Source organism: Parasedimentitalea nitratireducens (assembly GCF_057444295.1).
In genome coordinates this window covers 74889-87253 of the sequence record NZ_JBYAXC010000012.1, presented here as the reverse complement: position 1 = coordinate 87253, position 12365 = coordinate 74889, and the positions used below count along the sequence as shown (strand labels likewise).

Genomic DNA, 12365 nt, shown 5'->3' with positions numbered 1-12365 from the left:
GTGGATTTGCGGTTGTGGCCTCCGAAGTGCGCGCCTTGGCGCAGCGTTCGTCAGATGCGGCGATGGAGATCAAGACGTTGATCAGCGACAGTTCCAAGCAAGTGGAACAGGGCGTTGATCTGGTTGGCAAGGCGGGCGAGGCGCTCAACAGCATCGTAAACCGTGTTGGCCACATCTCGCAGTTGGTGTCGGAAATCGCGGTTGGGTCGACGGAACAATCCACAGGCCTGGGTGAAATCAACATTGGTGTAACTCAGCTGGATCAAGTGACCCAGCAGAACGCCGCCATGGTGGAAGAGGCCACTGCGGCCAGCCACTTGCTGAACACCGATGCTGGAAAACTGGCCAAACTGGTGTCGCATTTCACAATCGATGGCAACACCAGCCATCAGCCTGTTGCCAATGTGGGTGCCGAACCAGAAGCGCCAAGCGCACATGGGATGGACTGGGATATCGAAGAAGATAACCAGCCCCAACCACGTGCTATGGCGGTCAACGACACAGGTGCTACGGCCGTTTGGCAGGACTTTTAATATAGGCCAGAGCCGGTGACATGATCCTGACCAAGATCAGGTGAATTGAAACCGGCTCTGGCTCCTTGAAACCGGTTGATCCTCAACCGAGCGAACTGAAGTGGGTGCATCATTGTCTTCCTTAAGCGTCTTGATCGTAACTCTGGACCGCGGCTTTGCCCGCAAATTGCAGAGCCATATGGAGTCGGCCTATCCCGGCATGAAGGTCCTTTTGGCCAATAACTTGATGATGGCCTACAATCAGGCTGAATCGATACAACCAACCTTTGCGTTCATCGAAGACGGGTTCACCAAACTTCCTGAATTCGAAATGATGATGGCTTTGTTCTCTGCACTGGATACCCGCTGGGTTTCTGTGATGGATGACAATAGCGCCGCCCCTGCGCGTAAATCCAACCCATTGTTGGATCGTGGTGCCGGGATTTTCGAACTGACCAAGTCGGACCACCCGGTTCAATTTAGTCAGTACTTCGACATGATGGTCAAAGCGCCGCGCCGCCAGGAAACCAAACGTCGCTCAGCGGCAAATGGAACTGCGGCCGCAGCCGGTAACACCGACAAAATCATCCTGATCGGGTCGTCAACAGGTGGCGTCGAGGCTTTGCGCAGCCTGCTGGTAGGCTTTCCGCAAAACTGCCCGCCTACGGTTATCGTCCAGCACACCGGCAAGAATTTCGGCCCTGGACTGGTGTCGCTGTTGGATCGGATCTGTGCCGCCAAGGTTGTTGCCGCGTCAGACAGCATCCAGCTGGAACCCGGCACAGTGCATATTGCAGCCGGCCAGAAACAACACCTGGGGTTGACCCCGCGTAAGCCCCATCGCACCCGCCTAAAAGAAGGCCCTCCGATCTCGGGTCATACACCATCGGTTGATGCACTTTTTAGCTCAGCAGTGCCCTTTGCGAAGAATGTTGTAGCAACAATCTTAACCGGTATGGGGCAAGATGGGGCCAGAGGCCTGCTGGAACTGCGCAAGGCTGGGGCAACAACCTTTGCCCAGGATGAAGCGAGTTCGGTTGTCTACGGCATGCCTCGCGTGGCTTGGCAAACCGGAGCCGCACAAAAACAAGTTTCGCTGGCCCGCATGGCTGGCACTCTACTTCAGGCCTGCAAATCCTGATACAAACTAAGAAGGAAACTACTTTGAGTTCTGTATTCGGAAAATCCAAACCAACTACGGTTTTGCAAGGCGAATTTCGTGTATCCAAAGACCCATCAACCGTGTTTTCAACCGTGTTGGGCTCTTGTATCGCCGCGTGTATATACGACGAAGAAACCGGGGTCGGCGGCATAAACCACTTTCTGTTGGCCAACACCAGTGGCCAGGACGCCAAAAGCGCCCGGTATGGTGTTCATGCAATGGAGTTGCTGATCAACGGCGTGCTCAAAAAGGGGGCTATTCGAAGCAACCTAAGAGCCAAAGTCTTTGGCGGCGCTAAGATGTCGGCCAATCTGTCAGATATCGGGTTATCGAACGCCACTTTTGTGCAGCAGTTCCTGCGCGACGAAGGTATCCGCGTTGTTTCTTCCAGTGTTGGCGGCACTTCGGCCCGTCGGGTTCGATTTCATCCTGTGACGGGAAATGCCCAACAAACACGCGTTGAAAATGACCGCCGTCTTGGTGAACAAGAGCGCGCAGCAGCAGCGCCAGCCCCAGTTACAGCAGATGTGGGCGCAGTTACACTGTTCTAAATCCACGTGTTTCGATGAGACAGGAAAACGGCCGCTGCATTTTTTGCTGCGGCCGTTTTAATACATTCAGAATGCATCTTTCCTATTCGTCATCGTCAAGCTGAGATTCAAAAGACTCCCAGCTGATGTTGATATGGCGGCGCATCAGAATACCTGCAACTTCTCTGTCACCAGCGAGGATCGCTACGGCAATACGTTGATGCTCTTTCAATGCAACCAAGCCGCGGCCCTTCACGTGTTTATGCCTAGACCGCAGCAGCGCCATCTGCGGGTACATCTCTTTGCTGAGATAATGCAGCAAAACCGGATTGTCCGACAATCTGGCGACAACTAAGTGAAAATCACTGCTTTTTTTTGTCTGAACATAAGCGCCGGTAGGGTGAGCCGTCACCTGTTTGGTGTGCTCCACCAGCAAATCTCGCAGTTGCTCGGCTGTATCGGGGCCAATCGCATCGGCAGCAAGCGATGCAGCTTCGGCTTCCAGAGCCGCTCGGACCTGGTAAAGTGCCCGCGCATCCGCGCGACTTATCACCCTGACACTGGCCCCACTATGGGGCACGATTGTCAAAATTCCTGCTTCTGCTAAAAGACTTAGCGCTGCCCGGACGGGTCCGCGACTAACGTCAAACTCTTTGCACAACGCCATTTCACCAAGGCGTGTTCCTGGCTCGCGTTCTCCATTCAAGATATCTTCGCGCAGCTTGGCATATATGCGCTGCGCGGTAAGGTCGGATGAGCTGGAAGGCAATGTAATACAACCCTTTTTTCAAGACAATCAAAGCACTGACCGGCTGTGGTTCATTTGTTAATTTTATATGGAAAAACAAATAGATCGTCAAACGGATACTGCTGATGGCTGCTTGACAATCGGCCAGAATCAATGGTATTGTACTACAAAATAAGATCTGCATCAGGCAAAGCAGACAAAGAGCAGAAAATCCCGAAACAGCCATTTGGCAGGACTGCACAGACGACACCCTATCTGGTTACAGGATCAGACGGGGCGTCGCTTTCCTTCTCCAAAACAGCAAACTGTTCAAATACAGGGCCGTGATGACAGCTCGCAACGCCACGTTTCGGGCAGCGCTCAGGCCGATACCGCCGCTTTGCGAGCACTACAAAAGCTGTTTTCCGTTAGAGGGAGGTGCTGCGCTAGCAATGTCCTACAACCGCTGGTTACCTTCAGACCTAAGAGGCCAGATAAAGCGCACAGCAGGTAAAATTACCTCATAAAAACACAGGATTACGTCAATTTTCACGCCATGGATGCGCCTTGACGAACGCAAGAATCGATGGTATTGTACTACAAAAGAACATTTCATGCGGGCGCTCTTTTATATAGGCACATTAGGCAGGCATCGTTTGCAGGACGGCCACAATGAAGGTCGTTCGGTAACACAAAATGTGGCTTTCACATCCTCGCGATTGCCTTATGAATTTGGTGATAAAAGTGATGCCGCAATAAGGGCGATTTAATGAGCACCAACCTACCACCTCTTTGGCTGGAAAAACGAAGCGCAAATAGGATGGGCGACATCTTTCGACGCCTATACAAAGAGGGCTTTGTTATGATCCCCGGCGCGCACGACCCGATGTCGGCGCTTTTGGCCCGGTCAGCGGGCTTCGAGGCAATCTACCTGTCCGGTGCAGCCCTTACTGCTTCGTTGGGACTTCCTGATCTGGGAATGCTGACCATGGACGAACTGATCGGGCGCACGCGCGCAATAGTCCGCGCCAGCGGGCTGCCGCTGATTGTCGATGGGGATACCGGCTACGGTGAGGCGATCAACGTGATGCGCCTGGTTCACGAGCTCGAGGACGCAGGCGCCGCAGCGATTCAGCTGGAAGACCAGGTTTTGCCAAAGAAATGCGGCCACCTGAATGGCAAGAAACTGATTGCCCCCGAAGATATGGCCGCGAAGATCGCCGCCGCCAAACGTGCACGCAGCGATCTGGTCATCATTGCCCGAACCGATGCCGCCGCGTCCGAAGGGCACGATGCCGCCATGTCGCGCGCCAAATTGTATGTTGAAGCAGGCGCAGACGTAATCTTCCCCGAAGCGCTGCCATCGCAGCAGGACTTCGCCATTTTTGCCGAGGCGTTGACCGTTCCGATATTTGGCAACATGACCGAATTTGGCCGCACACCGCAGATGAGCGCCTCAGATTTTGCCAAGCTTGGTGTTAGCATGGCGATCTGGCCGGTGTCCTCTATGCGCATTGCCGCCCGCGCTGTTGAAGAGTTCTATGCCACGTTGATGCAGGACGGCTCAGCCGAAGCTGCCATTCCCAACATGCAAACCCGTGCCGAGCTGTATGAAACCATCCGCTATTATGATTACGAAGCTCTGGATGATCAAATTCAGGAAACGGTTTTACCCGACCCTCGCGGACGCTAACTAAACAGTGACCAGGGTCTAAACACAGACACACGCAAGGGCAGGGGCCGCAATATGGGGCAAACGCGAATTAGGACGGCGTTTTATCGCGGCGGCACTTCAAACGCAGTGATTTTCAAAGCCGGAGACCTGCCCACCGACAGGGCCGCGCGTGATCGGATGTTTCTGCACATCATGGGTAGCCCCGACGCCAACGGTCGCCAACTTGACGGCATGGGCGGCGGGCTGTCGTCGGTGTCAAAGGTTGTGATTGTCGGCCCGTCCGAAAGCCCGGACGCGGATGTCGATTACACTTTTGTGCAAATCTCGGTCGACAAACCCGTGGCCGACTACAGCGGCATGTGTGGCAACATGTCATCCGCCGTGGGGCCATTTGCGGTAGAGGAGGGGCTTGTATCCTGCGCCGACGGCCCGGCAATGGTTCGGGTGCGCAACACCAATACCGACAAGATCTTTCACGCCAGGTTTAACGTCCAGGACGGGTGCCCGGTGGAAACAGGCGATTTTTCAATCCCCGGCGTGTCTGGCACCGGTGCCAAGATCCAGCTCGACTATCTAACCCCCGGCGGCGCAGTTACCGGCCGACTTCTGCCCACTGGCGCAGCCGTCGACACCCTGCAGGTTCCGGGGGTAGGGGCCATTGAAGCTACAATGGTCGACGCCTCTAACCCGGTGGTTTTTATCCGCGCGACCGATCTGGGCCTGACCGGAGCCGAAGCCCCTTCGGAACTGGATGCCCAAACAGAAACCATGGCGAAGCTTGACCACATCCGCCGGGCAGCATCTGTTGCGATGGGCATGTCGGACACACCCGAGAATGCCGCCTTGTCGAACCCCAAAATCGCCATCATTGGCCACCCACAACAGTTCACGTCGATGGATGGCGCAGAGCATGCTCAAGACAGCTTTGATGTATCGATCCGTATTATCTCGATGGAAAATTGCCACCGCGCCATCACTTTGACCGGCGCGCTATGTGTTGCTGTTGCAGCGCAAATCAAGGGGTCTCTGGTCCAAGAGCTTGCGCCCAACAGCCATGTTCTTCGCATAGGAAACCCGTCGGGCATACTTCCGGTTCAGGCCGATGTTGCATATGGCGCAGACGGACCAAACGCGCGGTCAGCCACTGCATTTCGCACCCAGCGACGCATTATGGAGGGGGCAGTGCTGTGCCCCAAGTCCATGCTCTAAAATAGTTAGTCAAAGAAAAGCCATTTTGCTTTGCCACGTTAAACGAAGCGAGTTTTATTCAGGCAATTTAGCATGTTCCATATCTTTAATGCCCCTCGGGCATACCCAGCTTTTTATGAGCCATATTATGACACGTTTAACTTCTACGACGGCCGAGACGCCTGGTTAGAGAGCATCGCTGATATCCCGCCCAAGGCAGTCCACCTGTTCTGCGTTCATTGGCTTCACCTCGAGGTCTACAATGGTGGGTTTTCGCAATACTTTTTCAACTCGACAGGAACCACTGCGCCCGAAGCCGTAAAGGGGTTTACGGCAATTGGAATGCCCGATGTGAGCACAGTGATCAGTGATGCTATGTCAAAACTCGGAACCCCGTTTCCGGATGAGAAAGCACGAAGAGCAGAAATCGTTGGACAGCCAGATAACGGAATTGATTTTGACGAATTTGACGATGCATTTTATGAACTTGCGGATACGGACACGTTCTTTCGGAAATTGCCAAAGTTCGTGCCACTCGCCGATGCTTATGCGGCTAAGCCTGACTAACCAACTTACGACCAACAGTAGATCCCAATGAGCCTTACACTGCGAAAACTCGACCTAAACGACGCTGCGGTGTTAAAAACATGGATCGCAAACGAGCGAGCGCTCATTATCTGGGCCGGACCGAATTTAGACTTTCCTTTAAGTATGGACGCACTTGCCGAACTCAATGCCGAACATCAGGGCGAAAGACCGCCCCGTGAGAGTTGGGCTGTCATCAACGACAACGATGAATTTATTGGCACATTTCAGCTAACTTATTATGATCGAAGCGGCCAAGCAGGACTTGGTCGCGTGCTCATCTCTCCTGATCACCGTGGCAAGGGACACGCCAAAGCCATCCTTTCCCTTGCCGAGCACACCGCGTTTCAGCGCCCCGACATTCAACGCCTTGAACTACGCGTGTTCACCTTCAACGGCCCGGCAATTGCAGCATATGAAAGGGCAGGTTTTGTAGGGGAAGGAACCGCAAGACAGTCAGTGCGGTATCAGGATGAGTTTTGGAACCTTATGACTATGAGCAAATTACGCTCCGCAACTTAAACGCTGTCGCGCTCACATCTTCATGTAGGTTCAAGACATATCGTGGATCTGCACCAGCGCGACCATCAATCATCCAATAATTGTGGTTATGTTATTTGAAACATCACAACTCCAGCGACACCCATAGCACCTTGGCGTCTTCTTCGCTGGTCGACACACAGCCATGGCCCATGCCGCTGTCATAATACACACTGTCACCGGCGGTCATCTCCAACGGCCGATAGTGCTCTGTATATAATGTCAGCGTGCCGCTGATCACATACATGAACTCTTCACCACGATGGCGGACCCAGCTTTCAAACTCGGTAACATCACGCGCCTTGATGGTACTGATGTATGGCAACATGCGTTTGCTGGTCAGCTCAGTACACAACAGCTCATGATCGTATGTCGCGGTTTCCTGCTGCTCACCCCTGCCGGTCAGCGTGTAATCGCGACGACCTGAAATATCGCTTTTGCCCGACTGCACAAACAGTTGCGGCGTCTTCAGCTCCAGCGTCTCCATCAAGCGGCGGATGATGTCAAAACTCGGCTTAGTCTGGTTGTTTTCGATCTTCGACAGCGTCGACCGGCCTATGGCTGCGGCTTTGGCAGCCTCTTCCAATGTCAGCCCCTTGGCCTTGCGCGCATCGCGAATCATTTGCCCCAGAACCTGCCCATCCGGTGCTTCACGGGCCTCGGCGGCGGGGCCTGTCTCTTCTGTCTGTACCGGTTCCATACGGGTTTTCTCCTATCTTCAACAACTTAACGGTGTCACAAACTTCAGTCAAAGCCACCCTATCATGAAATTTGTTGCCAATAAGGGAAAAGTTTCCTAAAGGAACATTGCGTCTTGTGTACGTATACAAGTGCATACTCGAAATTTTGAAAATGACATTCACGGGAGGCCGCCACATGATCATCACTGGACTGCAAGCGCACCCCTGTCCTGCTGTTGCGCAGGAATGTCCAAATTTTTGCCTGTCCGATCTGACCCAACAAAAAGGCCACCGTCATGACTGATGCGCCCAAACGCACCCCGCTGTATGATCTGCACGTCGAACTCGGCGGCAAGATGGTTGATTTCGCTGGCTGGGAAATGCCGGTCCAATATCCCATGGGCATCATGGGTGAACACAACCACACCCGCACCAAGGCTGGTCTGTTTGACGTCAGCCACATGGGTCAGGTCATCCTGCGCGGCGAAGGTGCTGCCGAAAAGCTGGAATCGCTGGTGCCATCGGCGCTGACCACTCTGAAAGAAGGCAAAGCCCGCTATACCTTCTTTACCAACCCCGACGGCGGCATCATGGATGACCTGATTGTTGCCAATGCCGGCGATCACCTGTTCCTGGTTGTCAACGCTTCGATGCGTCACCAGGATATCCCCCACATGGCGGAAAATCTGGACGGTGTTGAAGTCACCGAAATCTTTGACCGTGCACTGGTTGCGGTTCAGGGCCCCGCAGCCGAAAACGTGGTGGGTGATCTGTGCCCCGCCGCGCGCGATCTGAAATTCATGGAAACCACGGTTGCCGAGATCAATGGCGTTGAGTGCCGCATTTCGCGTCTGGGCTACACCGGCGAAGATGGATACGAAGTTTCCATCCCCGAAGATAAAGCCGTTGAAGTCTGCCGCGCATTCCTGGCCCATGAAGACTGCGAACCTGTTGGCCTGGGTGCGCGCGACAGTCTGCGTCTGGAATCCGGTCTGTGCCTCTATGGCAACGACATCGACAATTCGACCTCGCCGGTCGAGGCCTCGCTGACTTGGGCGATGCAGAAACGCCGCCGCGAAGAAGGTGGCTTCCCCGGCGCCGAGCGCATCCAGCGCGATCTGGCCGAGGGTGTGAGCAAAAAACTGGTTGGCATCAAACCAACTGGTCGCGCCCCGGCCCGCGCCGGCGTCGAAGTGCAAGACGCCGATGGCAATACCATCGGATCCATCACCTCGGGTGGTTTTGGCCCAACGGTTGGCGCGCCAGTTGCGATGGGCTATGTCGCAACCGAACACAGCGAACCGGGCACCAAAATCAACCTACTTATCCGCGGCAAGACGCAACCTGCTGAAATCGCTGCGATGCCTTTCGTCACCCAGAATTACAAACGCTAAAGTCCAGGAGCCGAACAATGACAACTTATTATTCCGAAGAGCACGAATGGCTGACCGTCGAAGGTGAAACTGCCACCGTAGGCATCACCCAACACGCCGCTGACCAGCTGGGCGAGATCGTTTTTGTCGAGCAAAAAGAAGTTGGTGACGACTTTGAAAAAGGTGACGACATCGGCGTGATTGAATCGGTCAAAGCCGCTTCGGAAATCTATGCAGCTGTTGACGGCGAAGTGACCGAAGTCAACGAAACGCTGGAAGAAAACCCAGGTTCGCTGAACGAAAGCCCAGAAGGCGACGCTTGGATCTACAAGATCAAGCTGACCAACGCTGACCAGCTGGAAGATCTGATGGATCTGGACGGCTACAAAGCCTTTATCGGCTAAATTTGGGCTCCGCCCGTTTGAGGTAGAGACGATCCAGAGGACAGTTTCTACCTCCCCCCAAATTCCCCGCCGTGGGATCACACAGCCCCGGCACGCGCAGACCTTTCCAAAGGAACACCCCCATGGCCTTCAAGCTAACTGATTACGAAGCCTATGATTTTGCCAACCGCCGTCACATTGGCCCCAGCCCGCGCGAAATGGCGGATATGCTGCAGGTCATCGGCTTCAAAACTCTGGACGAAATGATTGACGCCACCGTGCCGTCATCTATCCGCCAGGCCGAGGCTTTGGACTGGGGTCCGGCCATGACCGAGCGCGACGCGCTGTTCCACATGAAAGAGATCGCAGGCAAGAACAAGGTTCTGACCTCGCTGATCGGCCAGGGCTACTACGGCACCTCGACCCCGGCGCCGATCCTGCGCAACATTTTGGAAAACCCAGCCTGGTACACCGCCTATACGCCATATCAGCCGGAAATTTCTCAGGGCCGTCTTGAGGCGCTGCTGAACTACCAGACCATGGTCAGCGACCTGACCGGCATGGACATTGCCAACGCATCCCTGCTCGACGAAGCCACCGCCGCCGCCGAAGCTATGGCCATGGCCAAGCGCGGTAGCCGCTCCAAGGCCAACAACGCGGCCTTCTTTGTTGACGAGAACTGCCACGCGCAGACCATCGCCGTCATCAAAACCCGCGCCGAGCCTCTGGGCGTCGAAGTCATCGTTGCCAACCCCGATGAGCTGGAGCCAGAAACCGTCTTTGGTGCGATTTTCCAGTATCCTGGCACCTATGGTCACGTCCGTGATTTCACCGCTGAAATCACCGCACTGCACGAAAACAAAGGCCTGGCCATCATTGCCGCCGACATTTTGTCGCTGGCGCTGCTGAAGTCACCCGGCGAAATGGGTGCCGACATTGCCATCGGCTCGACCCAGCGTTTTGGTGTGCCTATGGGCTATGGTGGTCCACACGCCGCTTATATGGCCACAACCGACAAGCTGAAGCGCGCCATGCCCGGCCGTATCATCGGTGTGTCAATCGATGCGCGCGGCAACAAGGCCTACCGTCTAGCGCTGCAAACCCGCGAACAGCACATCCGCCGCGAAAAAGCCAACTCAAACGTTTGTACCGCTCAGGCGCTGCTGGCTGTCATGGCGTCGATGTATGCCGTCTACCACGGCCCTGATGGTATCAAGGCGATTGCCCAATCGGTGCACCGCAAAACCTCGCGTCTGGCCGCTGGTCTCGAAGAGAACGGCTTTAAGGTTGAGCCAGAAGTGTTCTTTGACACCATTACTGTCGAAGTTGGGCCGCTGCAAAAGTCGGTTATGGAGGGTGCCGTTGCCCGAGGCATCAACCTCCGCAAAATTGGCGGAACCAAGGTTGGCATCAGCCTGGACGAGCAGACCCGCCCGGAAACCATCGAAGCCGTCTGGGGTGCCTTTGGCATCGACAAGACAGACGACAGCGTTGCAAACCGCGCCTATCGCCTGCCCGACTATGCGCTGCGCGAAAGCGAGTATCTGACTCACCCAATCTTCCACAAGAACCGGGCCGAGGCAGAAATCACCCGCTACATGCGCCGTCTGGCGGATCGTGACCTGGCTCTGGATCGCTCGATGATCCCGCTGGGGTCCTGCACAATGAAGCTGAACGCCACTGTGGAAATGATCCCAGTGACATGGCCGGAATTTGGCAACCTGCACCCCTTCGTACCTAAAGATCAGGCGCTGGGTTACCACGAGATGATCGACGATCTGAACGACAAGCTGTGTCAGATCACCGGTTACGACGCGATCAGCCAGCAGCCAAACTCGGGCGCGCAGGGTGAATACGCCGGCCTGCTGACCATCCGCAACTATCACCGCGCCCGCGGTCAGGGACACCGCAACATCTGCCTGATCCCAACCTCGGCGCACGGTACCAACCCGGCTTCGGCCCAAATGGTTGGCTACAAGGTTGTTGTGATCAAGTCGGACGACAGCGGCAACATCGACGTCGCAGACTTCCGCGCCAAGGCTGAAAAGCACTCGGACGATCTGGCGGCCTGCATGATCACCTATCCGTCGACCCACGGTGTGTTCGAAGAAACCGTACAGGAAGTCTGCCAGATCACCCATGATCACGGCGGTCAGGTTTACATCGACGGCGCCAACATGAACGCCATGGTCGGTCTGGCCCAGCCGGGCAAAATCGGCGGCGACGTTTCGCACCTGAACCTGCACAAAACCTTCTGCATTCCACACGGTGGTGGCGGACCCGGCATGGGCCCAATTGGTGTGAAATCGCACCTGACCGAGCACCTGCCCGGCCACCCCGAGTATGGTTCTGCTGTTGGTCCGGTTTCGGCCGCACCGTTTGGCTCACCTTCGATCCTGCCTGTTAGCTGGGCCTATATCCTGCTGATGGGTGGCGCTGGTCTGACCCAGGCAACCAAGGTTGCGATCCTCAACGCCAACTACATCGCGGCACGTCTCAAGGATGCCTATAACATCCTGTATACCTCCGAGACTGGCCGGGTTGCGCACGAATGTATCCTGGACACCCGTCCATTGGATGCAGCCGGTAACGTGACCGTGGATGACATCGCCAAACGTCTGGTCGACTCGGGCTTTCACGCCCCGACCATGTCCTGGCCTGTTGCGGGCACCCTGATGGTTGAACCAACCGAATCTGAGCCTAAGGATGAGCTGGACCGCTTCTGCGACGCCATGCTGTCTATCCGGGGTGAAGCGCAGGATATCATCGACGGTAAAGTTGACCCTGAAAACAACCCGCTAAAACATGCACCACACACCGTGCGTGACCTGGTGGGTGACTGGGATCGCCCCTACAGCCGCGAAGAAGCCTGCTTCCCTCCCGGCTCGCTGGGTGTCGACAAGTACTGGTCGCCGGTCAACCGCGTCGACAACGCTTACGGCGACCGCAACCTGATCTGCACTTGCCCGCCAATGTCAGACTACGAAGACGACGCCTGATACGGCACGTC

General features: G+C 55.4%; 12 protein-coding genes. 10 read left to right on the top strand and 2 right to left on the bottom strand.

The features are described 5' to 3' along the window. From AC2T28_RS21625 to AC2T28_RS21615, 3 genes are all read left to right on the top strand, one after another. On the top strand, positions 1-533 hold a 533-nt coding region (locus AC2T28_RS21625), incomplete at its 5' end, for a methyl-accepting chemotaxis protein (protein WP_486750721.1). Positions 534-711: 178 nt separating this feature from the next. Beyond that, positions 712-1653 carry a CheB methylesterase domain-containing protein gene (locus AC2T28_RS21620; protein ID WP_486750724.1) on the top strand — a complete coding sequence of 314 codons (942 nt, stop codon included), beginning with the start codon at positions 712-714 and terminating at the stop codon, positions 1651-1653. 23 nt (positions 1654-1676) lie between these two features. Next, on the top strand, positions 1677-2225 hold the full coding sequence (locus tag AC2T28_RS21615) for a chemotaxis protein CheD (protein WP_486750720.1): 549 nt from the start codon (positions 1677-1679) through the stop codon (positions 2223-2225). 82 nt (positions 2226-2307) lie between these two features. Here AC2T28_RS21615 and AC2T28_RS21610 read toward each other — a convergent pair whose 3' ends face one another. Continuing rightward, positions 2308-2973, bottom strand: a complete 666-nt coding sequence (locus tag AC2T28_RS21610) for a GntR family transcriptional regulator (protein ID WP_486750719.1) — start codon at positions 2971-2973, stop codon at positions 2308-2310. A gap of 778 nt (positions 2974-3751) precedes the next feature. Between AC2T28_RS21610 and prpB the strand changes: the two genes are divergently transcribed. The 4 genes from prpB to AC2T28_RS21590 all read left to right on the top strand — a co-directional run bounded on the left by prpB (position 3752) and on the right by AC2T28_RS21590 (position 6901). Continuing rightward, complete coding sequence (gene prpB, locus AC2T28_RS21605; protein WP_486750718.1) at positions 3752-4624, top strand: methylisocitrate lyase; 873 nt, start codon at positions 3752-3754, stop codon at positions 4622-4624. Between the two features lie 54 nt (positions 4625-4678). Then, entirely contained in the window at positions 4679-5815 is a 1137-nt protein-coding gene (locus tag AC2T28_RS21600) for a PrpF domain-containing protein (protein WP_486750717.1), read from the top strand. Positions 5816-5887: 72 nt separating this feature from the next. Next, the gene (locus AC2T28_RS21595) at positions 5888-6361 is read left to right on the top strand and encodes a DMP19 family protein (RefSeq protein ID WP_486750716.1); all 474 of its coding nucleotides are present in this window, start codon (positions 5888-5890) and stop codon (positions 6359-6361) included. Positions 6362-6388: 27 nt separating this feature from the next. Further along, positions 6389-6901, top strand: coding sequence for a GNAT family N-acetyltransferase (locus AC2T28_RS21590; protein ID WP_486750715.1), 513 nt, complete (start codon positions 6389-6391; stop codon positions 6899-6901). A 103-nt stretch (positions 6902-7004) separates the two neighbouring features. Here AC2T28_RS21590 and AC2T28_RS21585 read toward each other — a convergent pair whose 3' ends face one another. Continuing rightward, positions 7005-7619, bottom strand: coding sequence for a helix-turn-helix domain-containing protein (locus AC2T28_RS21585; protein WP_486750714.1), 615 nt, complete (start codon positions 7617-7619; stop codon positions 7005-7007). A gap of 276 nt (positions 7620-7895) precedes the next feature. Between AC2T28_RS21585 and gcvT the strand changes: the two genes are divergently transcribed. From gcvT to gcvP, 3 genes are all read left to right on the top strand, one after another. After that, positions 7896-8993, top strand: coding sequence for a glycine cleavage system aminomethyltransferase GcvT (gene gcvT, locus AC2T28_RS21580; RefSeq protein WP_486750713.1), 1098 nt, complete (start codon positions 7896-7898; stop codon positions 8991-8993). A 17-nt stretch (positions 8994-9010) separates the two neighbouring features. After that, positions 9011-9376: a glycine cleavage system protein GcvH gene (gene gcvH, locus AC2T28_RS21575; protein WP_486750712.1), complete on the top strand. Its 366-nt coding sequence runs from the start codon at positions 9011-9013 to the stop codon at positions 9374-9376. A 122-nt stretch (positions 9377-9498) separates the two neighbouring features. Continuing rightward, positions 9499-12354: an aminomethyl-transferring glycine dehydrogenase gene (gcvP, locus tag AC2T28_RS21570; RefSeq protein ID WP_486750711.1), complete on the top strand. Its 2856-nt coding sequence runs from the start codon at positions 9499-9501 to the stop codon at positions 12352-12354. Positions 12355-12365: the final 11 nt, after the last annotated feature.

What these genes read in the sequence shown, in the direction of transcription:
- AC2T28_RS21590 (WP_486750715.1), top strand. Translation starts at nt 6,389, where the DNA reads ATGAGCCTTACACTGCGAAAACTCGACCTAAACGACGCTGCGGTGTTA.
- AC2T28_RS21620 (WP_486750724.1), top strand. Translation starts at nt 712, where the DNA reads ATGGAGTCGGCCTATCCCGGCATGAAGGTCCTTTTGGCCAATAACTTG.
- AC2T28_RS21600 (WP_486750717.1), top strand. Translation starts at nt 4,679, where the DNA reads ATGGGGCAAACGCGAATTAGGACGGCGTTTTATCGCGGCGGCACTTCA.
- gcvT (WP_486750713.1), top strand. Translation starts at nt 7,896, where the DNA reads ATGACTGATGCGCCCAAACGCACCCCGCTGTATGATCTGCACGTCGAA.
- gcvP (WP_486750711.1), top strand. Translation starts at nt 9,499, where the DNA reads ATGGCCTTCAAGCTAACTGATTACGAAGCCTATGATTTTGCCAACCGC.
- prpB (WP_486750718.1), top strand. Translation starts at nt 3,752, where the DNA reads ATGGGCGACATCTTTCGACGCCTATACAAAGAGGGCTTTGTTATGATC.
- AC2T28_RS21585 (WP_486750714.1), bottom strand. Translation starts at nt 7,619, where the DNA reads ATGGAACCGGTACAGACAGAAGAGACAGGCCCCGCCGCCGAGGCCCGT.
- gcvH (WP_486750712.1), top strand. Translation starts at nt 9,011, where the DNA reads ATGACAACTTATTATTCCGAAGAGCACGAATGGCTGACCGTCGAAGGT.
- AC2T28_RS21595 (WP_486750716.1), top strand. Translation starts at nt 5,888, where the DNA reads ATGTTCCATATCTTTAATGCCCCTCGGGCATACCCAGCTTTTTATGAG.